We start from the raw sequence: 20,723 nt of genomic DNA on the forward strand, positions 1-20,723 counted from the left end.
GATGGCAGGAATACAACTGTGCATATTGGCCAAGTGCATTGATGGGGGATTTGGTGATTTTTCGAATAATCTTGACGGTAGTCTCGCTGAACCTGTTTGTGGGTATCGCGTTGGCGGAGAATGAGTTCGACCTACCGGAAGTCCGGATTACGGTATCGCCGTCCGCGAGCGGGTTGAACTTTCACTATTCGCTGCAGGAGGAAGTGACGGACTTTCCTTTCTTCCTGCAAGAACTTCCCGCGCGAGGCACATCGTGGCAGGTACAGGAAAGCGACCTGATAATCGCAAATGGTTCAGTGCGTTCGGTGCGCGATGTCGGGTTCAAGGAATTTCACGTCCATATCGAACCAGACAGACAGGTGGACACACTCCCGCGGTTCGGTGTTTTGCCTTTGGGGTCTGATGGCTATCTGTTTTCCACCCATGCAGTCGTCGCTGACCCAACGATACTTTACACCGCACTTTGCGTCGACATCCCCAAAGGAATTTGCGCTTCGGAAGACTGGCAGGCCGGCTATTTTGTAACAAAGGCCTCGGGCCCGGTTGATGACCTTACCTTGATACAGCGCGCTTCAGTGTACGTCGGTCCTCAGGAGATAAGCGAAAACCGCTTGTACCATTCTTTGATCGATCCACGGTTGCCGAATGAATTGCAGGCCTTGGCTGACAAGGAAATGCGTCGCAACATCGAGTTCTATAAAACATCTTTTGGATTTGAGTTGCTGGAAATACCGCAGCTCATTGTGAGCTGGGGCGGAGAAGGTGACACCCCGAGGGTGGTAAGCGCTGCGAGTGTTTTTTCGACAATCATCCTGCATGTGATTGGGGCGAGCTCTCATGACAGCGCCGAGGTCGAAGACCAACTGAGGGAGAATATCACGGTTCGTATGGCTCATCATTCGGTCCAAGGATACTTCATGACGCGAGAGAGCCGAACCATCCCTTGGTTTTATTGGGGGATGTTCAATTACATGGTGGAGAAGAGCCTCAAATATACTACGCCGCGAGAACTGGCGTTGAGGTACCTGAGGCCGTGCCGCAATAGTTTGCAAGAGAACGACTTACTGGAAATGAACAGCGCATGCGGCGCGCTGATCCATGCGCTTGCTGACGTGATGCTCGCCAAAGGTTCAGAGGGTCGTAGAGACTGGATTTGGCTGCTGAACCGTGCCAAAAAAAGCACTCGAAATTATGTCGGCTTCTTCAGTGATCAGTATTTCGAGCATCTTGCATCGTTTGATCTCGAACGACGCCTTCAAGGTTTCTTTGATGCCTTGAAGGCAGGTGACGGGAGTGCTGGCGCCAAGCTTGAAAGCGCAATTCAAGCTTTCGACCTTCAATACAACACAACCCCGCCCCATGAAGGTAGAGATGACTGATATTTTACCCATTGAGACTGACCGGTTGATCATTCGTGCGTTTCGCGAGAGCGATGCGGAGGCTTTCCATAGCTGGCGCAATGATCCTGTGGTGGTGCGCTATACCTTGTGGGATTTCCCGTACCCTTTGGCGCGGGCAGAGAAGTTCGCGCGGGAGATGGCGGTGATGGAGCCGTTCCCTGTGGGCAAATACTATCAGCTCATGCTCGAAGAGAAGGTCACGGGCACGGCGGTGGGTGACATCGGCATCGGTAACGGGGTGACCGCGCCCGGCGTGGTGCGGGTGGGCTATACGCTATCGACACCCGCGCAGGGCAAAGGCTATATGACTGAGGCTTTGCGGGCGCTGCTGCCCGCGCTCATCGTGCCGCTCGGCGTGCAGATGTTCTCCACCGATATTGATGCGCGCAACCCGGCTTCGGGGCGGGTGCTGGAACGGCTCGGTTTCAAGGCTGGTCCGCTTTATGAAAAACGCACGCTGGTGCGCGGCGAATGGTGTGATGAAATTGACTATGACGTCAGCGCAGAGGCGCTTCTTGCCCATCTTTCGCAATAGTTTCACTTGTGACGTTTTGAAATAAAATTTCTCAAATTAGCGCCTTGCGAAAAGAATATAATCTGGTAATGCTTGATTATTGACAGTTTGCACAAGGAACCGGCGCTTCATGCAGCCCTACCGGTACAAAAAGGCCAAAGCCATTGCGATTGCACGCAGCCGCGCGCAAGACGCGTTTTTGGCACGTCTTGGCCTGATTGGTGGTTCCGCGCTGTTCCTATCGCTTCTCCTACTGTTTGCGGCTGGCCGACTTACAGGCCCTTGAGCACGAAGGCAGATGATGCGTTGGCATCTCGGTGCTTGAGGGAGAAGCCACTGATTTCACACATATTTTCGTTCAGTACCTTTAGTAATTGGGAAGAGAGCCATGTCACACAGTGAAGCAAACCGTGTGCGGATTTTTGACACCACCTTGCGCGATGGCGAGCAGTCGCCCGGCGCGTCGATGACGCTTGAAGAAAAGCTGCAGATCGCATCCACGCTTGAAGCCATGCGCGTTGACATCATCGAGGCCGGTTTTGCCATTGCCTCGAACGGCGATTTTGAATGCGTCAATAAAATCGCACAGCAAATCCAGAATTCGACCGTCTGTTCGCTGGCGCGCGCCGCCCTTGGCGACATTGACCGCGCCGCGGAGGCCCTGAAGCCCGCGAAATCCGGTCGTATTCACACCTTTATCGCCACTAGCCCGCTCCATATGAAATACAAGCTGCAGATGGAACCGGACGCGGTGATCGAGGCGATCCACAAGTCGGTTTCGCACGCGCGCAATCTGATTGCGGATGTGGAGTGGTCGGCCGAGGACGCAACCCGCACCGAGATTGATTTCCTTTGCCGTGCGGTTGAAACCGCGATCAAGGCGGGGGCCACCACCATCAACCTGCCGGATACGGTGGGTTACGCCACGCCGGACGAATATGCCACCATGTTCCGCACCGTCATTGAACGTGTGCCGGATGCTGACAAGGCGATCTTCTCCACCCACTGTCATAATGACCTTGGTCTTGCGGTTGCAAACTCGCTCGCCGGTATTGCGGGCGGTGCGCGGCAGGTGGAATGCACCATCAACGGCATCGGCGAACGCGCCGGTAATGCCGCGATGGAAGAAGTTGTCATGGCGCTCAAGACCCGCGGCGATGTGATGCCCTATCACACGCGGATCGTGTCGGAAGAGATCATGCGCGCGTCGCGCCTTGTGTCCACCGTCACCGGTTTCACGGTGCAGAACAACAAGGCCATCGTCGGCGCCAACGCCTTCGCGCACGAGAGCGGCATCCACCAGGACGGCATGCTCAAAAACGCGGAAACCTATGAGATCATGACGCCGGAATCTGTCGGCGTGACCAAATCCGTGCTCACGATGGGCAAACACTCGGGCCGCCACGCCTTCGCTGACAAGCTGAAGGAACTGGGCTATGAGCTTGGCGATAATGCCTTCCAGGAATGTTTCCGCCGCTTCAAGGAACTGGGTGACCGCAAGAAGAACATCTATGACGAGGATATCGTCGCCCTTGTGGATGACGAGGTGGCCACATGGGCCAACCGCATGCAGGTGATCTCGCTCAACACCTACACGTCTTCAAGTGGCGAAGCGGTTGCGAACCTCACCATGGCAATCGACGGCGAGAAGAAAAAGGTTGTCACCTACGGCTCCGGCCCGGTGGACGCGGCCTTCAATGCCATCAAGGACCTCATCGACATCCAGCCGCACCTGCAGCTTTTCCAGGTGCATGCGGTCACCCAAGGCACGGACGCGCAGGCTGAATGCACCGTACGCCTTGAAGAAGGCGGCCGCACCGTGAACGGGCAGGGCGCGCACGAAGACACCATCACCGCCGCCGCGCGGGCCTATGTGTCTGCCGTCAACAAGCTTCTTGTAAAACGCGAGAAACAGGCACCGGACGCTGTCGCCGCGCAATAGCGCGGGCGCACAGCACTCCAGTGACAAGGGCGGCTTTCGGGCCGCCTTTATTTTTTCTGTTTGTGTTGGCTGTGCCGGGCTCTATGACAGATATGACACTGGCATTGGGGACATATGAACTATCAGCATACAGATAGTGGACAGAGCCGTGTGCCTGACCATCGCCTCACCACGGCGGTGAAGCTCATGCTCATCTACGCAGCGATTCAAATATTATCCTCCGCGGGTGTGGGTGTCGTGGCCGGTTTCGCAAACTGGAGTGCTAGCGAATATATCTCCGCTAGCACCACGTTAGTGCTTTTTGAGCATGCCCTTTGCCTTTTCATCATTTGGCGTGTCTTTCACGCCGACATGCGGATTATACCTCCAGACATCGGCATCCGGGCCAGCGAAGCGCGCTATTTGTACATAGTCATATTGATAGTGCTGTTCGCCATCATTGCGCAGCGCTTTCATGCCCTTTACGACGGCTGGATCTATGACGGACAGCAGGGAGTGGCGGATTGGCTTGAACTACTGCCTGACAAAAGCCCCGTGGTGCGCGGCATAGCGATTATTACGCTCGGGTTTAGCGGCCCACTTATTGAAGAGCTCATCTTTAGGGGATATTTGCAGTCTGCGCTGATGGACCGACTGCCCGCGACGATCGCAGTCTGTTGCAGCGCATTTGTGTTTGCGGCATTCCATCTGGATATCTTGGGTTTTCCCTATCTGTTCGCTGGCGGTGTCATGCTCGGGACGTTGTATCAAGTCACGCGGTCACTTTGGCCACCTCTCGTTTTGCATATGGTCATAAATATGGAAAGCGTTACCAGCGTTTTCTATCGCTAAAGGCGCTTTGCTGCTTGTGGCGGCAGGCAAAATGCTTATCTCTTAAAGCATCTTCTTTTGGGGGCGTGATGACTGGTTTTCCTTTTCTCGACAGGCTTTTTCCCAATACGGACAGCCGTTTTGTGATGGCTGCTTTCCTGATGGTCGCGCTTCTGGTGGCGCAGTTCAGCTTTGCGCTTGTCGCCAGCGTCATGGCGTCGGCCGCGAACGGTGAAGCGACCACGGGTATGGTCTTTCCCATCGCGCTCCTCGGCTCCAACGCGGTGTGCTTCTGGATCGTGTGGCGCAACTTGCATGCACCTCAACACCTGCCGCTCGCGAGTATCGGCTTTATCCCGAGCCGGGTGAGCATGGGCACCACGCTGGGCCTTGTCCTGCTCCTCTACCTGAGTGCGGGCATGCTGGCGGGGCTTTATATCCAGCTTGTGGACTATGAAGGCCAGAAAGCAACGACCGAGATGATCGTGGCGGCGGGGAATGATACCATGCTTGCCAAAATCCTCATGATGATTGCCGTGGTGGTCATCGGCCCCATCCTTGAGGAGATCATGTTTCGCGGCTACCTGCAGTCCGCCCTGACGGACCGTTTTTCGCCAGCCATTGGCATTGCAGGCAGCGCCTTTGTGTTCGCCGCTTTCCATTTCCAGCCCGAAGCTTTCCCGCTGCTTGCGCTTATCGGTGCGGCGTGCGGCATCGCCTATCATGTCACCCAGTCACTGTGGCCCGCCGTGCTGCTGCATATGCTCAATAACGCTGCCTTCATCGTGAACCTCTTTTATGTTGAGGGGCAGGGCTGATCCTGTAAACTCAGGTAAGCAGAGGAGGATGCCATGAGCCGAATTGCCGACGACCGCGACCCTGAATGCAGCCCCCAAGGCTGCCCGGAGCCGGTTGATGTGGTGATTATCCCCCGCACCGGTGATATCGGCGGCTTTATGGTGGAGCGTGCGCTTCCCTCCCGCCAGAAACGCATGATCGGCCCCTTTGTGTTCTGGGACCAGATGGGACCGGGGGAGTTCCTGACCGGCCAGGGCATCGACGTACGCCCGCACCCGCACATTGGCCTTTCCACCGTCACCTACCTTTTTGACGGCACGCTGGACCATAGGGACAGCCTTGGTACCCATATGACCATCCTGCCGGGTGAACTTAACCTCATGACGGCGGGTAGTGGCATCGTGCATTCTGAACGCACGGGGCCTACCGACCGCGCCAAGCCCTCACGGCTTTACGGCATACAAAGTTGGCTCGCACAGCCAAAGACGCTGGAGGGCAGCGCACCCGCCTTCAAGCATTATGGCAGTAGTGACCTGCCGACCATGAACGCGGAAGGTATTGAGGCCAAGGTGATCCTTGGTGAAGCCTTTGGTCTTAAAAGCCCGGTCGAGACCGACTGGGAAACGCTATATGCGGACATCACGCTTGCGCCGGGTGCGGTGCTGCCGCTGCCGCGCGAAACCGAAGAACGCGCGGTCTATATCGTGCGCGGTAAGGCGGAGATTGCGGGCACGATATACCCAAGCGGGCAGATGATCAGCCTGCGCCCGGGGGCTGACGTGAGCGTGAAAGCGCTTGGCGACGTGCATCTTATGCTGCTTGGCGGTGCCGCGATGGATGGCCCGCGTTATATCTGGTGGAACTTTGTCGGCTCAAGCATGGACCGGATTCGCGATGCGGCTGAACGCTGGCAGGCACAAAGTTTTGCCAAGGTACCGGGTGATGAGGAGGAGTTCATTCCGCTCCCCGATATCAAGACACTGGACCGTGTGAAGGCCTGATCGGGGCCGATTACATTTCCCTCATGCCAAGCCTTTGAAATTGGCGACAATTTTATTTTTCGTAAGATCGCCTAACCAATTTTACCCGCTCAAGCGGCCAAATAACAAAATATAGCGCAAATGGCGTTCTTGCCCCTTGTGTCTTGGGCATATCTGGCCCATAACCGCAATAACGGGTGGGCCATGGGCGGCCCCAAGAGCATTAGAAAATTAAGAGGGTTAAATGCTATCCAAGCTTCTTGGCGTGTTTTCATCAGACATGGCAATCGACCTCGGTACCGCGAACACGCTCGTCTACGTGAAGGGCCGTGGTATCGTGCTTAACGAACCGTCCGTGGTTGCGATCAAAAGTGAAAATGGCCGGGACCGTGTCCTCGCCGTTGGTGATGAGGCCAAGCTGATGCTGGGCCGGACGCCAAGCGGCATCCAAGCCATTCGCCCCCTGCGTGACGGCGTGATCGCCGATTTCCACGTGGCGGAGCAGATGATCAAGCACTTCATCCAGAAAGTTCATAACCGGTCGTTCGCGAGCCCGCAGGTTGTTGTGTGTGTTCCCTCCGGTTCTACCGCGGTTGAGCGCAAGGCCATTCAGGAATCGGCTGAACAAGCTGGTGCCCGCAAGGTCTACCTGATTGACGAGCCGATGGCTGCCGCGATTGGCGCTGGCCTGCCGGTGACCGAACCGCAGGGCTCCATGGTTGTTGATATCGGCGGCGGTACCACCGAGGTGGCTGTGCTTTCGCTCTCCGGCATCGTGTTCGCCACCAGCGTACGCGTCGGCGGCGACAAGATGGACGAAGCCCTCATCGGTTACATTCGCCGTAACCACAACCTCCTGATCGGTGAAGCCACGGCTGAGCGTATCAAGAAGGAAATCGGTACCGCGCTGGTGCCTGAGGACGGCGTTGGTAAAACCATGATCATCAAGGGCCGTGACCTGATGAACGGTGTACCCAAGGAGCTGGAGATCAACCAGCTTCAGGTTGCCGAAGCCCTGTCCGAGCCGGTGAGCCAGATTGTGGAAGGCGTGAAAGTCGCGCTTGAACAGACGGCGCCTGAGCTTGCGGCCGATATCGTTGACCTCGGCGTCGTATTGACGGGTGGTGGTGCGCTTCTCAAGGATCTCGACACTGTGATCCGCCGCGCGACCGGCCTGCCGGTGACCATCGCGGAAGAGCCGCTGACGTGTGTGGCGCTTGGTACAGGCCGCGCGCTTGAAGACCCGGCGCTCCGCATGGTGCTGATGGAAAACTACTAATCCGGCACTGTCGCCCGCGTCTTACCCTTGAGTAGGGTCCGGCTAATCTGGGAGATTGACCACTGGTCTCGACACTGCATTCCGGCAATCTGGCATCAAACACCCGCCTGCGTCGTGGTGGACGCGGGCGTGGTGCTTTTTGGCTTTACCTGCTGATTGCGGTAGTGTTCCTGGGCCTTGAAGCCACGGGGCAGGCCATTCCGCGCCAAGTACGCGCCTATTCAAACGACGTTGTCTCCCCCATACTCCGGGTTCTTGATCAGCCCATCCGTGCCGTTCAGGCCGGGCTCGAACGTATTGCCGGTGTGGGCGACATCTACGCAGAAAACGAAACCCTTCGGGACGAGAACGACCGCCTGCGCCAGTGGCGGGAGGCAGCCATGCAGCTCGCACGCGAGAACGAACGCCTGCGCCTGATGCTCAAGGTGCCGGGGCGCGAGGTTCCGCCCGCCGCAACCGCGCGGGTGATTGGCGTGGGGGGCGGCGCGTTTGAGCGTAACGTTCTGATCAGCGCTGGCACCTCCGACGGTGTGCGCCGCAACTTGCCAGTCGTGGACGAGACCGGTGTGATTGGTCGCACCATTCAGGTGGGCCGCTGGACCAGCCGTGTGCTTCTCGTGACAGACCTCAACAGCCGTATTCCTGTGCGCCTTGAACGCACGGGCGACCTTGCCATTGCCGAAGGGCAGAACGAAGCCTTCCTGATGCTGCGGTTCCTGCCCGAAGAAGTGGTGGTCAAGGAAGGAGACCGCATCCTGACCTCCGGCCACGGTAGCGTTTTCCCGCCGGATCTGCCGGTCGCGCGGGTAAGCGAAGTGGGTGAAGGTTACATCAGGCTCGAGCCGCTGGGTATTCTCGGCAAGCTCGATTATGTGCGCGTGCTTGATTATCACGCGGTGCCGGACGAAGACGCCATCGCCATCCCTGATGTGCCGGAGACGACAGAAGAAGCCGCGGAGGATGGCCAATGAGCCCGCGCCGTCCCGCCATCACGTCCTTTGGTTTTGCCGGGCTTTTCCCGGTTCTGATCACGCTTTTCATGGCAGCGCTGATGCTGCTGCCGCTTGGTACCGGTGCGGCAAACATCGCCATGCCGCATCTCGTGCTGATTTCAGTCTTCTATTGGCTGTCGTCCCGCGCACTTCTGATGCCATACGGCGCTTGCGCGGCCCTCGGTTTTATACTCGACCTGTGGCTTGATGTGCCCATGGGCCTCAATATGGTACTGCTGCTGCTCACGCGCCTTTTTGTGCTCAACCAGCTCAAGCACTATAAAGGCCGCAGCCGCATTGTGCACTGGGCCATATTCACGGTGCTGAGCCTCGGTCTTTACTTGCTGGCATGGCTCATCATGTCCATCGTTTATGGTACACTCTGGCCTATCCAGCCCATTGCGGTACAATGGGGTGTGACGGCGTTTTCCTATGCGCCGGTGGCTTTTGTTCTCGGGCGGATGCGCCGGGTGGTACTGTAAGGCATGGCAAGAGAAGGGCTGAGATACCAGACATTCTCGCGGCGGACTTTCCTGCTCGCGGGGGCGCAAGGCCTCGCAATGACGGCGCTTGGTGGCCGGCTTTATTATCTTTCGGTCGTGGAAGGTGAAAAATACAAGCTGCGCGCTGAACGCAACCGCATTGCCATTCGACTGATCGCACCCGAGCGCGGCGAAATCCTTGACCGCCGCGGCCGCAAGCTTGCCACCAATAAACAGGACTTCCGTGTATTCCTGATCCCCGAGCAGGCGGAGGAAGTCGCGCAAACCCTCGTCAAGATCGGCCATATCGTCAAACTGGATGAACGCCGCCTGTCGCGTATTGAACGCCAGATCAAGCGCCAGCGTAAATTTGTGCCCGTGACAGTCGCGCAAGGGTTGGACTGGGATACATTCGCCAAAGTGAATGTTTCGGTACCGGAACTACCGGGCGTGGTGCCCGATGCGGGCCGGTCGCGCTACTATCCGGCGGGCAATGAGATTGCGCACCTTGTGGGTTATACTGCAAGCCCCAATGAGGAAGATGTCGCGCTTAATCCCTTGTACCAACTGCCGGGCTTCAAGGTTGGCAGGCAGGGGCTTGAGCGGCGTTATGAGGATCATCTGCGCGGTTCCGCCGGCACGCGCCGGGTGGAGGTGAATTCCGTTGGCCGCGAAATTCGTGAGCTGCCACCCCGGCAGGATGCTGAACCGGGTAGCAACCTTAATCTCACGATTGACCTTGAACTGCAGCATTTCACCATTGAAAAACTGGGCGAGGAAGCGGCAGGCGTGGTGGCCATTGACGTCAAGACCGGTGAAATCCTCACCATGGCGTCGGCACCCACCTATGACCCGAACGAGTTCACGCGCGGGATCAGTAGCGAGAACTGGAACGCGCTGCTGAAAGACCCCCGCAAGCCGCTCATCAACAAGTGCGTGACCGGCCAGTATCCACCCGGCTCAACCGTCAAGCCGCTGATTGCGATTGCCGCGCTTGAGCATGGCATCGTGAAGCCTGAGACCGAGCACTACTGCAACGGGCGCCACCGGCTCGGGAACCATGTGTTCAACTGCTGGAAAAAGGGCGGGCATGGTCGGCTCGACCTCAAGGGCGCCATTGCCCATAGCTGCGATGTGTACTTCTGGAAAGTGGCCGAAGAGCTCGATATCGACAATATGGCCGATATGCTCTCGCGTTTCGGGCTTGGGGAGCTGTTTGACCTCGGCATTGACGGCGAAAAGCCGGGCCTTGTGCCGGACCGTGGCTGGAAGCGGGCGGTTTTGAACCAGCCGTGGCATCTGGGCGAAACGCTCAATGTCTCCATCGGGCAGGGCGCGATGCTGGCCACACCGCTTCAGCTTGCTGTCATGACGGCGCGGATCGCCTCCGGCCGGCGCATATTCCCGAGCCTGGTGTCGATCCCTGGCACCGACCTCACACGCATGGACGCGTTTGACCCCATGGATATCAGCCCGCTTTACCTGCAGCTCGCGCGGCGCGGCATGGAAATGGTGATGGAACTCGGCGGCACGGCCCATGACTACAGACGCCCCAAAAGTGCGCCAAAGCTCGCAGGCAAGTCGGGCACCGCGCAGGTGCGCCGCATCAGCAAGGAAGAACGCCTTGACGGCGTGATTGATAACAAGGACCTGCCGTGGAACATGCGCGACCACGCCCTTTTTGTCGCCTATGGCCCGACAGAAAACCCCGAGGTGGCTGTGGGGGTATTGGTGCAGCACGGTGGCGGCGGCTCCAGTGTCGCGGCCCCCATTGCGCGCGCGGTGATCGACAAGGCGCTTGAAATTCGCCACCGGGCACCGGCTGACGGCACCACCGACACGGCAGCAGCAGCCAGCGAAAGGGAGGGCAGCTGATGGGTACCGCCCGTATGTTCGGCCCGCGCCGGGTTGAAAAGAATATCATCCAGCGCCTCGCTGATATCAACTGGGGCATCGTGCTCCTGAATGTGATGATCGCGGGCGCAGGCTTTGCCATGCTTTATTCCGTTGCCGGTGGTTCGTGGGACCCCTGGGCCACCACGCAGGCCAAACGTTTTGTTGGTGCCTTCGTGATCATGATCGTGATTGCAACTGTCGACATCCGCTACTGGATGGCTTTCTCATACCCCGCGTGGTTCATCGGTGTGCTGCTGCTTGTCGCGGTGGAGGTTATGGGCGCGGTTGGCATGGGCGGGCAACGCTGGCTTGATATCGGTTTCATGCGGGTGCAACCGTCGGAGCTCATGAAAATCGCGGTTGTCATGGCGCTCGCGCGCTACTTCCATGGCCGTAACTATGACCAGAGCCGCAATTTGCGCTCGCTATTTATCCCCGCGGTGCTGATCATGGTGCCGACGGCACTTGTGGTGATCCAGCCTGACCTCGGTACCGGCCTGATGATTGTGGCTGGCGGTGCGGCCATCCTGTTCCTTGCCGGTCTCCCAGCGTGGCTCTTTATCGCGGCGGCGCTTGTGGTGGCCGCGGCCATCCCTGTGGGCTGGCAGTTTTTCCTGCGCGACTACCAGAAAGACCGCGTTCTCACCTTCCTCAACCCGGAGAATGATCCTTTGGGGGCTGGGTATCAGATCACGCAGTCCAAAATCGCGCTGGGCTCGGGCGGGCTTACAGGCAAAGGCTTCCTTGAAGGCACACAAAGCCAGCTCAACTTCCTGCCGGAGATGAAGACCGACTTCATTTTCACCGTGCTTGCGGAAGAATTTGGCCTGATTGGCGCGGTGATCGTGCTGGCGCTTTACACCATTGTGCTCGCCTACGGCATGCTGATCGGCATTGGCTGCCGAAGTCAGTTCGGGCGACTGCTGGCAAGCGGCCTGTCGATGAGCCTGTTCCTTTATGTGCTGATCAATGTGGCGATGGTGATGGGGCTCATGCCCGTGGTGGGTGTGCCGTTGCCGATGATCTCCTACGGCGGCTCAGCCATGCTGACGTGGATGATCGCCTATGGGCTTATCCTGTCGGTCGCCATTCACCGGCATGTCTCCCTTGCGCCCAAGGGCAGTGGCCTCGGCTAGGGCAATTTGTCTCCTTGATCAGCCTGAGCTTTGTCCTATGATCCTTCCCATAGAACAAAGAGGGGTTCCTATGAAAAAGTATCTTGCTGGCGTGGCAATGGCTGCGCTGATGGGCGCTAGCGTTTCCGCGGCGGACCTGAAGTCGGACATCGATGCCGACTATGACTATCTTGAAAAGCTTTATATCCACCTGCACCAGAACCCGGAGCTGTCGCTGCAGGAGGAAAAATCCTCGAAACGCATGGCTATGGAACTGAAAAAAGCCGGGTTTGAGGTGACCTCCAACTTCGGCGGCTACGGTGTTGTGGCGGTCATGAAAAACGGTGACGGCCCGACGGTGATGATCCGCGCCGATATGGACGGCCTGCCGGTGCCTGAACAGACAGGCCTTGAGTATGCCAGCAAGGCAACCACAAAGAATGAAGCGGGCGAAACCGTGCCGGTGATGCACGCCTGCGGCCACGACGTACATATGACGAGCCTCATTGGCACCGCGCGCCGCCTTGCAGCGATGAAGAGCGAATGGTCAGGCACACTGGTGATGATCGCCCAACCTGCCGAGGAACAGGTCAAGGGTGCCGTCGCCATGCTTGAAGAGGGGCTTTTCACCAAGTTCCCGAAGCCGGACTATAACCTTGCGCTGCACGTAAGCCCGGATATCAAGGCGGGTGATATTGGCATGGTGTCCGGCTATGCGCTGGCGAACGTTGATTCGGCTGATATTGAGATCCACGGTATCGGCGGCCACGGTGCTTACCCGCACACGACCAAGGACCCTGTGGTGCTGGGTGCTTATATCGTCACCGCACTGCAAACCCTTGTGGCGCGCGAAACATCACCGTTCGAATCCGGTGTTGTGACCGTCGGTTCCATCCACGCGGGCACCAAGCACAACATCATCTCGAACCGGGCACACCTGCAAATCACCATCCGCTCCTATAGTGAAGAGGTGCGGGAAAACCTGAAGGCAGGCATTGAGCGTATCGCGCGCGGCCAGGCCATCGCTTTTGGGCTGCCGGAAGACCTGATGCCTGAAGTGACTTTCTCGGAAGGTACGCCCTCCACCTACAATAACCCGGAGCTGACAGCGCGCATCTATAAGGCGCTTGAGGATAAAATGGGTGACGAACGTGTGGTAGACGGCAAGCCGGTGATGGCGGCGGAGGACTTTTCGCTCTTTGGTCGCACCGAAGACAAGATCCCGAGCCTGATGCTGTGGCTTGGCGCAACGCCGGCGGACCTGATGGCGAAGGTGGCGGCGGGTGAAGCCAAGGCACCGGGCCTGCATTCGCCTTTCTTCAAGCCGGACCGTGAGCCTACGCTCAAGGGTGGTGTTGAAGCCATGACGCAGGCGGCGCTTGAACTCCTGCAGAAATAACCCAAATTGGTGGCAGCCGGTGTGCTGGCTGCCACCCCTATGCCTCGGGGCTGGTAACGTTATGCAATAGCGTATAAACTGGCACCCAATGAAAAGCGTTACAGAAGGAAGACCAGTGGGCCACTCTCATTCACACGACCACAGCATTTGTATCGAGACCGCAATTGCGGAGGCTGAACGTCTGTGTGCCGAGCGCGGCTCCCGTTTCACCGACCTGCGTCGCCGCATCCTCAAGATGATCTGGCAGGGCCACAAGGCGGTGAAAGCCTATGACCTTCTGGACCAACTGGCGACCGAGGGTGGCTCCGCGAAGCCGCCAACCGTGTACCGTGCGCTCGACTTCCTTATGGAAGAGGGGCTGGTGCACAAGATCGAATCGCTCAACGCCTATATCGGTTGCCCGCATCCGGGTGATAACCACGTGAGCCAGTTCCTGATTTGCGACAAATGCGAAACGGTGAAGGAACTAAGCTCGGACGAGCTGACGACAGCCGTGATGAATGCAGCCAAGCAGGCGAATTTTGCCATTCGCCGCCAGACGCTTGAGCTTCACGGTGTTTGTGCCAACTGCCAGCGGAACCGCGAAGCGGCATAAGCGCTCATACCCGTGCGCGAGGTCGCGCGGACTTGCAGCAAAATTCTCTAGTGTTTTGGAAGCGGCCCCTTTAAAGGGCTAGGGCTTATGGCAGAACTTGTAGACATATCGGACGCCGCGCAAAGCTTCATGGAAGTGGCGGCGCGGCAGGCTGCAAACGGCGACTATGCGGAAGCGGAAGCGACGGTACGGTCTGTGCTGCGTTTTGCGCCGCGCCACGCCGCGTCTTGGCGCCTGCTTGGCGATATTCTGTCCGCCACGCCCGGAAAACGCGCTGAAGCCGCACAAGCCTATGCCCGTGCGCTTGAGCTGGACCCCTATGACGAGGAAGCCGAGGGTGGCCGCCAGCGCCTGAGCGCGCGAGAGACCGCCGCCCCCACCAGCCGCCATGTGGAGCGGGAGCTGACCCTGCCGCACATGGCGCCACAGGATGGCAAGGAAAGTGCCATTGCGCACGCCCGTGCCTGCGAAACGGCGGAGAAATGGGCGGAAGCCAAAGTTGCCTGGCAAAAGGTGCTGGAGATCGACCCGAGCGACACTTGGGCATGGTCGCAGCTTGGGCACCTCCTTAGCGTCAACATGCAGGACTTTGAAGGCGCGGAAAAAGCCTTTCGCACCGCGCTTGATGAAGACCCGACGGACGACTGGGCGTGGGGCAAGCTTGGTATCATGCTCGCCGATTTCCTCGGTCGGGTGGACGAGGGGCAGGACATGCTCCAGCGCGCTATCAGCCTTGAACCGGGCGAGGCTTATTATTTCGGCTGGCTCGGTTGGTCCCTTTACCGCCAGAGCGAAGATTTTGCGGGTGCCGAGAAGGCGCTCGAGGAAGCCGTGCGGCTGTGGCCTGACTATCAGTGGGCGCACTTCCATCTTGGGTTTGTGCGCTACGCGCTTGAGGACCGCCCGCGGGCGGCCGAGAAAGCCTTCCTGCGCGCGCTGGAACTTGAGCCGGGTGACGTACCCACGCTCTATAACCTCGGCTGCCTCTATGAAGAGCAGCTGAACCGGCCCAAAAAGGCGCTCAAATACTTTTCGGACGTACTCAAGTACGACGTGTCCGACCCCGCACCCTACAAGCGTATCGGTGTTCTTTATCACCAGCACCTGAACGATCCTGAAGCCGCCATCGCCTATTTTGAAAAGGCGGTGGAGCTGGATGGTGAGGACTATGACCTCCTCGTGCGCTTTGGCTGGCTGTTGTGGGAGAAGCTTGGTCGGCTCGAGGATGCCTTTGTGTACCTCGGGAAGGCCGTAAAGCTCGCGCCGGGTAACGCCTGGGCGCTGACGCACCTCGCGCAAGCCTGCTACATGGGCGCAAACGACCTTGAAAAAGGGAAAGAATACCTTGAGCAGGCGCTGATCGCGGACCCCAACTATGATTGGGCGCGCGCGCTTTATGGTTCGCTTCTTCTGGAAGAAGGCAAGGACCTCAAGGCGGCTGAATATCACCTGCGTGAAGCGATCCGGCTGAACCCGGAGTATAGCTTCCCGTGGGCGCGGCTTGGCCGCCTGCTTCTGGTGTCGGAAGGTGACATGCAGAACGCGTGGAACGCGCTGATCCGCGCCATTGAGCTGGCACCCAATAATATCGACGCGCTCTCAGACCTTTTGTGGCTTGGCATGTACCGCCTGTTCCGGCCTGATCTGGTGGCGGAATATGCGCTCCGCATCGGCGATCATCCGGACGCGAGTGCATATGGCCTTGCGCTCGCTGCCCTCGCGCTGCGGGCGATGGGGGAGAATAGCGGGCCGGTATTGGACCTCTTGCGCCGCGCGATGGATATTGCACCAGCCGACCATTTTGTCTGGCACACTTATGGTGAAGTGCTGCTCTATGACCTTGGCGACATGGAAACGGCGGAAGAAGCGCTCCTGCATTCCCAGACGCTTGATCATGAGTGCAGCACGCTCGACTGCGAAATCGGCCTTATCCGCTACGCACAAGGGCGGTATGAGGGTGCGCGCGGGCATTTTGAACGTGCGCTTGAGATTGATAGCGAAGTGGGCCTCGCATGGCGGGCTTACGGTTGCTACCTCAATTTCTCAGGCGGCGACGAAGCGCTGGCCGAGGAAGCGCTGGAGCGCGCGGTCGAGCTTGAGCAGGAAAACTACGAGCCCTGGGCCATCTATGCCGCTTTCCTCAAATCCCGCGACGGGCGTGAGGACGATGCGGCCATCGCGCATGAGAAAGCCCTTGAGCTTGCACCCAAGGGCATTGATCTCGACGCTTGGGCACAGGCCTACCTGTATCCCATCGTTCTGCGCTAACGGCTGCCCTTAGATATGGCAGCTCGTCATGCCGCGTTTCAGCAAGTATTGCTGGTGATATTCTTCCGCTGCCCAGAAGGTTTGAACCGGTACGATCTCGGTCACGATATCACGCTTGAAGCGGCCTGATGCCTGCAGTGCAGCTTTTTTTGCCTCAGCCACTTCCTTCTGGCCTTCGTCTTCGTAGAAAACGGCGGAGCGGTACTGCGTGCCCACGTCCGGGCCCTGACGGTTCAGTTCCGTCGGGTTGTGGTTGTCAAAGAAGATGTCCACCAGTGCGTCGTAGCTCACAACGTCGGGGTCATAGGTGACTTGCACAACTTCGGCATGGCCTGTCTTGTCGGTGCATACTTCTTCATAGGTGGGCTTCTCGGTCGTGCCGCCCATGTAGCCGACGGCGGTGTCCGTTACACCTTCCGTGGTGCGGAAAGTTTCTTCAACGCCCCAGAAGCAGCCTGCACCAAATGTTGCGATTGCCATGATACTGTCTCTTTTTTATCTAGAGTTACAAACAGACTTGATATGGTCGCAATATGTGGTTGCCTCTTCGCCTTGTCGAGGGGCATTGTGATAAAAATAACGTGTTGGAGACAGCTAAAATGCGGTTGAGGAAAATGGTTGCGGCAGCAGGTCTGGTGCTTATGGGCGGGGCGGCATTCGCGCAGAATCAGCCAATCCCGCAGGATATGCTGGACCTCGATTACCAGCGCTGCATGAAAGACTGCGAGCCGGGTTTTGGCGCGGCCACCTGCAAGCCGCTTTGTGAATGCACGGTAGGCGAGTTCAAGAAACGCCTTGATTTCCCGTCCTATCTGGAGCTTTCGGCCCAACTGAGCCGCAATGAGCTGACGGAAGAGAACCGCAATATGCTCGACGGTATCGCCAATATGTGCACGGCCAAGCTTGAAAAATCAGGTGTGAAGGTCGGCGACGGTACCACCGACCATTAATCTCTCAGAAGATTTGCCTAAGAGTTGGCCTCAGGCTTCAGCGTCCACTGGACGCGGGCGGCCTTTTTCATCGATGGCGACGAAGATATAACGCGCCTCTGTCACCTGATAGAGGTCGCGGCTGATGCCGCGCTCGGCAAATACTTCAAGCTTCACCACGATCGAAGACCGGCCAACCTTCTCGATATCCGTATAGATACTGATCACGTCACCAAGCTCGATCGGCTGGTGGAACTTCATGCCTTCAATGGCAACGGTGGCCACGGCACCGCGGGCACGGCGGCTTGCGGTATCGGCGCCGGCCAAGTCCATTTGTGAAAGTACCCAGCCACCAAAGATGTTGCCGTTCACGTTAAGGTCGGACGGCTGCGGGATGGTGCGGATGGTGGCGCGGCGGTGTTCTTTCATTTCTTCTCGTCTCCGGTCACATGGATGGGGGCGAGTTCGATATCGCCCGGCATGGCCTCAAGATAGAGGGACCGGCTCGGGAACGCAAAGCCTGTGCCCGCGTCTTCGACAATTTGTTTTATAGCGATGAGCAAGCGTTCCTTGATCTCAAGCCATTCAAGCCAATTGGTGGTACGGGTGAAGCAGTACATCATGATATCGATGGAGCTTGGGCCGAAACTGTCGATGCGCACAAAGGTGGCGGTTTCCTCCGGCTGCACAAAATCCTGGTTCTCTGTCAGGTATTTCTCGATGCCGTCGCGCACCTGCTGGAGCTGTTCTGCGCTTGAACGGTATTCAAGCCCGATCACCCATTTGATGCGCCGGTAGGTCATGCGGGAGAAGTTGGTCACCGCATGGTCCGAGAGTTTGGTGTTGGGCACAAAGACAGGTGCCTTGTCGAACCGGCGGATGGTGGTGGTGCGGAAGCCGATCTGTTCCACCGTGCCTTCCACGACGCCTTCGACCAGAATCCAGTCACCGGGGTGGAAGCGGCGTTCGCCAATGACGAAGATACCAGCGATGAGGTTCTTGAACAGATCCTGCGCGCCGAGGGCGACAGCCACACCAAAAAGACCAAGGCCCGCGATAATAGGCCCAACCTGAATACCCCAGATTTCAAGGATGGCAGCCGCGCCAAGAAGCGCGAAGGCGATGCGGATGGCTTTCGACAGCCACAGGATCATCGCTTCCGTCAGGATACGGTCGGCGCGCTGCAGCAGTTGCCCGACGGGTTTCGAGGCGCGGAACAGCGCCCAGAAAATAATGAATGCCACAAGCGAGCGGTTGATCTTGGACGCGATGATGGCTGATTCCGGATCAAGCTCCAGATAGGCGGTGGCGAAAAAGATACCAAGCACAACGGGGATGAAGCGGATGGGCGCCTCAATCGCTTCCACAACCGCATCATCAATGCGGGAAGAGGTGCGCTGGGCCCACGCGATAAGGCGGTTCAGAATCAGCCGCGTCAGCAGGTTCCGAAGCACCATGAAGACGAGGAAGATGCCGAGCGCGACAATGATCTGACCCACGTCGATGCCCAAAACGCCGTTTTTCCAGACCTCCTTCACCAGAGCCAGAAAGTCTTGCCAGTCCTCAATCTTCACTGCAAATCCCCAGGTTTTTATTTGTCGTCTTCGTCCTCAGCGCTATCAACAAGGTGATGCACACGTTCGTCATGGCCGTGTTTGTTGCTGAAGAACAGGAGCGCCATCAAGCCGCAACCCACAACCAAGGTCAAGACCAGGCCAACAATCATCGCTGTGATACCATGCCCGGAAAGTGTGACACCTTCGATTTCGCCATAAACGAACATGGCCCAATATGCGGCAAGGCCGAGGCCTACGAGGGCCACCACAAAGGCTATTATATTTTTCATCGGATCGGTTCCTAAAAGGGGGCTAACCAGTTTGGGCGGCAAGCGTGTCCCGGAACTTCCGGATCAGGCGCGCATTGTTGCCCATGTCCGGCGTACCGAGCCTTGAGACAGCCCGGATGTCAAGAATACTCGCTGCGGCCTTTTCGCGCACGCGGATGACAATCAGGCTTTCAAAGCCGAACCAGCGGGACTGGCTCTCGGCTTCAATCACGCCGTTTGCCTCGTCTGTACGCACCACATGCCAGCCCAGGCTTTCCGCGGCGCTGCGGGCCTGCCTTGTGGCGGCCTGGCGGCCGAGTTGCACGGTAATGGGCAGAAGGTCGCGGTAGGTATCCGCTTGCGCGGTGTCCATGGCATCCGTCGCCTCAGGCAAGGCGCCGCTTAGCGCGCTATAGGCGGGCGGGTCGTTCGGGTTTGTGCTCAGATCATGGCTCTGCGCCGTTGTTGTGTATTGCCAGCTCTCAAACGTCCAGGCCGCAAAACCGGCTGGTATGAGGAGCAAGAGGGCAACAAGCGCCCGCCAGCTCACACGCACGCGCGGGCTCGAGGCACCGTGCAGGAAACCAAGGAGTGTGAAGAGGCCCGCCACAACCACGAGCCGGGTGGCGACATGCAATAGCTTGGAGCGGAAGGCACCATCGGCAGGGTCCAGAATGTCAGGTGTCAGTATATCCAGCTGATAGGCGGGCCCCGCAAGCAAAAGGGTGATCACAGCAAGACAAGTGGTGAGTATCCCCAATGTCGAGAAGACGGAGGGCCGCCGTTCCCCTTTCTTGAAGAAAATTTGTGCCATATTCGGAACGCTCCCCCGTTCTCAAATCGTGTCCGCTGACCTTAAAAGAAATGCCCTGTCTTCCTTTTAACCCACTATCGCAAAAAGGGAAAGGGGGGCGCCCAAGCTGATTCGCGGGGCTAAAGCCGGTCGCGATTGCGTGGGCACAGTAAAACAGGCATAATGATCAGGTCTTTCCGAGTAGCACTGAACCCCGCGGCCCGGATGCGCCCCGAACGCTCTCCGCCCGCGCCAACGCGAAGGAGACGTTTATGACTGTTGGTCGCATTCTCGATCAAAAAGGCCACGACATCATTTCACAGGAAGCTGGCTGTAGCGTGCTTGAAGTTGCAAAACTTTTGGGCGAACGCCGCATCGGTGCGGTGCCGGTGATGAAGGGCGGCAAGCTCGCCGGTATTATCTCTGAACGGGATATCATGCGCGGCCTCGCCATCCGTGGTGGCGGCGTTTTGGCCGACGATATTTCCACGCTGATGACCAAATCGGTCTTCACCTGCACGCCCAATGACAGCGTTCAGCACGTGATGGGCATGATGACCGAGCGGCGCATCCGCCACGTGCCTGTGATGGACGGCGGAAAGCTTGTCGGCATGATCTCGATCGGTGACGTGGTGAAAGAACGCATGCAGGAAACCGAGAAGGAAGCTGCTGCGCTCAAGGACTATATCGCCTCGGCTTAAGTGGC

At 58.1% G+C, this 20,723-nt stretch carries 22 protein-coding genes; 17 read left to right on the plus strand and 5 right to left on the minus strand.

Annotated elements, in window-relative coordinates; translation table 11 throughout:
- Positions 1-53 precede the first annotated feature (53 nt).
- The 15 genes from B150_RS0111420 to B150_RS0111490 all read left to right on the plus strand — a co-directional run bounded on the left by B150_RS0111420 (position 54) and on the right by B150_RS0111490 (position 16,470).
- Positions 54-1,379: a hypothetical protein gene (locus B150_RS0111420; protein WP_162139693.1), complete on the plus strand. Its 1,326-nt coding sequence runs from the start codon at positions 54-56 to the stop codon at positions 1,377-1,379.
- A complete protein-coding gene (locus B150_RS20760) occupies positions 1,372-1,935 on the plus strand; it encodes a GNAT family N-acetyltransferase (protein WP_020400064.1) in 564 nt (187 codons plus the stop codon). Before B150_RS0111420 ends, B150_RS20760 begins: the two co-directional genes overlap by 8 nt.
- Positions 1,936-2,044: 109 nt before the next feature.
- Positions 2,045-2,200: a hypothetical protein gene (locus B150_RS23255; protein WP_020400065.1), complete on the plus strand. Its 156-nt coding sequence runs from the start codon at positions 2,045-2,047 to the stop codon at positions 2,198-2,200.
- Positions 2,201-2,302: 102 nt separating this feature from the next.
- Positions 2,303-3,856 (plus strand): 2-isopropylmalate synthase, encoded by a 1,554-nt coding sequence (locus B150_RS0111435; protein ID WP_020400066.1) that lies wholly within the window; start codon positions 2,303-2,305, stop codon positions 3,854-3,856.
- 114 nt (positions 3,857-3,970) lie between these two features.
- Positions 3,971-4,687 (plus strand): CPBP family intramembrane glutamic endopeptidase, encoded by a 717-nt coding sequence (locus B150_RS0111440; RefSeq protein ID WP_020400067.1) that lies wholly within the window; start codon positions 3,971-3,973, stop codon positions 4,685-4,687.
- Positions 4,688-4,755: 68 nt separating this feature from the next.
- The gene (locus tag B150_RS0111445; RefSeq protein ID WP_020400068.1) at positions 4,756-5,484 is read left to right on the plus strand and encodes a CPBP family intramembrane glutamic endopeptidase; all 729 of its coding nucleotides are present in this window, start codon (positions 4,756-4,758) and stop codon (positions 5,482-5,484) included.
- A 33-nt stretch (positions 5,485-5,517) separates the two neighbouring features.
- Positions 5,518-6,465: a pirin family protein gene (locus B150_RS0111450; RefSeq protein WP_020400069.1), complete on the plus strand. Its 948-nt coding sequence runs from the start codon at positions 5,518-5,520 to the stop codon at positions 6,463-6,465.
- Positions 6,466-6,688: 223 nt separating this feature from the next.
- The gene (locus B150_RS0111455; RefSeq protein WP_020400070.1) at positions 6,689-7,723 is read left to right on the plus strand and encodes a rod shape-determining protein; all 1,035 of its coding nucleotides are present in this window, start codon (positions 6,689-6,691) and stop codon (positions 7,721-7,723) included.
- 155 nt (positions 7,724-7,878) lie between these two features.
- Positions 7,879-8,694, plus strand: coding sequence for a rod shape-determining protein MreC (gene mreC, locus B150_RS20765; RefSeq protein ID WP_272944962.1), 816 nt, complete (start codon positions 7,879-7,881; stop codon positions 8,692-8,694).
- A complete protein-coding gene (gene mreD, locus B150_RS0111465; RefSeq protein WP_020400072.1) occupies positions 8,691-9,197 on the plus strand; it encodes a rod shape-determining protein MreD in 507 nt (168 codons plus the stop codon). Before mreC ends, mreD begins: the two co-directional genes overlap by 4 nt.
- A gap of 3 nt (positions 9,198-9,200) precedes the next feature.
- On the plus strand, positions 9,201-11,072 hold the full coding sequence (mrdA, locus tag B150_RS20770) for a penicillin-binding protein 2 (RefSeq protein WP_040565357.1): 1,872 nt from the start codon (positions 9,201-9,203) through the stop codon (positions 11,070-11,072).
- A complete protein-coding gene (gene rodA, locus B150_RS0111475; protein ID WP_020400074.1) occupies positions 11,072-12,229 on the plus strand; it encodes a rod shape-determining protein RodA in 1,158 nt (385 codons plus the stop codon). Before mrdA ends, rodA begins: the two co-directional genes overlap by 1 nt.
- Before the next feature lie 70 nt (positions 12,230-12,299).
- A complete protein-coding gene (locus tag B150_RS0111480; RefSeq protein WP_020400075.1) occupies positions 12,300-13,607 on the plus strand; it encodes an amidohydrolase in 1,308 nt (435 codons plus the stop codon).
- Positions 13,608-13,722: 115 nt separating this feature from the next.
- On the plus strand, positions 13,723-14,202 hold the full coding sequence (locus B150_RS0111485; protein ID WP_020400076.1) for a transcriptional repressor: 480 nt from the start codon (positions 13,723-13,725) through the stop codon (positions 14,200-14,202).
- Between the two features lie 87 nt (positions 14,203-14,289).
- The gene (locus B150_RS0111490; RefSeq protein ID WP_020400077.1) at positions 14,290-16,470 is read left to right on the plus strand and encodes a tetratricopeptide repeat protein; all 2,181 of its coding nucleotides are present in this window, start codon (positions 14,290-14,292) and stop codon (positions 16,468-16,470) included.
- Between the two features lie 9 nt (positions 16,471-16,479).
- Here B150_RS0111490 and msrA read toward each other — a convergent pair whose 3' ends face one another.
- Positions 16,480-16,950 carry a peptide-methionine (S)-S-oxide reductase MsrA gene (gene msrA, locus B150_RS0111495; protein ID WP_020400078.1) on the minus strand — a complete coding sequence of 157 codons (471 nt, stop codon included), beginning with the start codon at positions 16,948-16,950 and terminating at the stop codon, positions 16,480-16,482.
- A gap of 119 nt (positions 16,951-17,069) precedes the next feature.
- Between msrA and B150_RS0111500 the strand changes: the two genes are divergently transcribed.
- Positions 17,070-17,420, plus strand: coding sequence for a hypothetical protein (locus B150_RS0111500; protein ID WP_155860031.1), 351 nt, complete (start codon positions 17,070-17,072; stop codon positions 17,418-17,420).
- A gap of 30 nt (positions 17,421-17,450) precedes the next feature.
- Here B150_RS0111500 and B150_RS0111505 read toward each other — a convergent pair whose 3' ends face one another.
- The 4 genes from B150_RS0111505 to B150_RS0111520 are packed head-to-tail and all read right to left on the minus strand — an operon-like array spanning position 17,451 to position 20,038.
- Entirely contained in the window at positions 17,451-17,828 is a 378-nt protein-coding gene (locus B150_RS0111505) for an acyl-CoA thioesterase (protein WP_020400080.1), read from the minus strand.
- Positions 17,825-18,973, minus strand: a complete 1,149-nt coding sequence (locus B150_RS0111510; protein ID WP_020400081.1) for a mechanosensitive ion channel family protein — start codon at positions 18,971-18,973, stop codon at positions 17,825-17,827. Before B150_RS0111510 ends, B150_RS0111505 begins: the two co-directional genes overlap by 4 nt.
- 17 nt (positions 18,974-18,990) lie before the next feature.
- Positions 18,991-19,245, minus strand: a complete 255-nt coding sequence (locus B150_RS20775) for a hypothetical protein (RefSeq protein ID WP_020400082.1) — start codon at positions 19,243-19,245, stop codon at positions 18,991-18,993.
- A 22-nt stretch (positions 19,246-19,267) separates the two neighbouring features.
- Positions 19,268-20,038: a DUF1499 domain-containing protein gene (locus B150_RS0111520; protein WP_020400083.1), complete on the minus strand. Its 771-nt coding sequence runs from the start codon at positions 20,036-20,038 to the stop codon at positions 19,268-19,270.
- A gap of 251 nt (positions 20,039-20,289) precedes the next feature.
- Between B150_RS0111520 and B150_RS0111525 the strand changes: the two genes are divergently transcribed.
- Entirely contained in the window at positions 20,290-20,718 is a 429-nt protein-coding gene (locus B150_RS0111525; protein WP_020400084.1) for a CBS domain-containing protein, read from the plus strand.
- Positions 20,719-20,723 lie beyond the last annotated feature (5 nt).

This window comes from Kordiimonas gwangyangensis DSM 19435 = JCM 12864, assembly GCF_000375545.1.
Taxonomy (GTDB): domain Bacteria; phylum Pseudomonadota; class Alphaproteobacteria; order Sphingomonadales; family Kordiimonadaceae; genus Kordiimonas; species Kordiimonas gwangyangensis.

What these genes read in the sequence shown, in the direction of transcription:
- B150_RS0111505 (WP_020400080.1), bottom strand. Translation starts at nt 17,828, where the DNA reads ATGAAAGAACACCGCCGCGCCACCATCCGCACCATCCCGCAGCCGTCC.
- B150_RS23255 (WP_020400065.1), top strand. Translation starts at nt 2,045, where the DNA reads ATGCAGCCCTACCGGTACAAAAAGGCCAAAGCCATTGCGATTGCACGC.
- mreD (WP_020400072.1), top strand. Translation starts at nt 8,691, where the DNA reads ATGAGCCCGCGCCGTCCCGCCATCACGTCCTTTGGTTTTGCCGGGCTT.
- B150_RS0111445 (WP_020400068.1), top strand. Translation starts at nt 4,756, where the DNA reads ATGACTGGTTTTCCTTTTCTCGACAGGCTTTTTCCCAATACGGACAGC.
- B150_RS20760 (WP_020400064.1), top strand. Translation starts at nt 1,372, where the DNA reads ATGACTGATATTTTACCCATTGAGACTGACCGGTTGATCATTCGTGCG.
- B150_RS0111500 (WP_155860031.1), top strand. Translation starts at nt 17,070, where the DNA reads ATGCGGTTGAGGAAAATGGTTGCGGCAGCAGGTCTGGTGCTTATGGGC.
- B150_RS0111480 (WP_020400075.1), top strand. Translation starts at nt 12,300, where the DNA reads ATGAAAAAGTATCTTGCTGGCGTGGCAATGGCTGCGCTGATGGGCGCT.
- B150_RS0111450 (WP_020400069.1), top strand. Translation starts at nt 5,518, where the DNA reads ATGAGCCGAATTGCCGACGACCGCGACCCTGAATGCAGCCCCCAAGGC.
- B150_RS0111435 (WP_020400066.1), top strand. Translation starts at nt 2,303, where the DNA reads ATGTCACACAGTGAAGCAAACCGTGTGCGGATTTTTGACACCACCTTG.
- mrdA (WP_040565357.1), top strand. Translation starts at nt 9,201, where the DNA reads ATGGCAAGAGAAGGGCTGAGATACCAGACATTCTCGCGGCGGACTTTC.
- B150_RS0111490 (WP_020400077.1), top strand. Translation starts at nt 14,290, where the DNA reads ATGGCAGAACTTGTAGACATATCGGACGCCGCGCAAAGCTTCATGGAA.
- rodA (WP_020400074.1), top strand. Translation starts at nt 11,072, where the DNA reads ATGGGTACCGCCCGTATGTTCGGCCCGCGCCGGGTTGAAAAGAATATC.
- B150_RS0111440 (WP_020400067.1), top strand. Translation starts at nt 3,971, where the DNA reads ATGAACTATCAGCATACAGATAGTGGACAGAGCCGTGTGCCTGACCAT.
- B150_RS0111455 (WP_020400070.1), top strand. Translation starts at nt 6,689, where the DNA reads ATGCTATCCAAGCTTCTTGGCGTGTTTTCATCAGACATGGCAATCGAC.
- B150_RS0111525 (WP_020400084.1), top strand. Translation starts at nt 20,290, where the DNA reads ATGACTGTTGGTCGCATTCTCGATCAAAAAGGCCACGACATCATTTCA.
- msrA (WP_020400078.1), bottom strand. Translation starts at nt 16,950, where the DNA reads ATGGCAATCGCAACATTTGGTGCAGGCTGCTTCTGGGGCGTTGAAGAA.
- B150_RS20775 (WP_020400082.1), bottom strand. Translation starts at nt 19,245, where the DNA reads ATGAAAAATATAATAGCCTTTGTGGTGGCCCTCGTAGGCCTCGGCCTT.
- B150_RS0111520 (WP_020400083.1), bottom strand. Translation starts at nt 20,038, where the DNA reads ATGGCACAAATTTTCTTCAAGAAAGGGGAACGGCGGCCCTCCGTCTTC.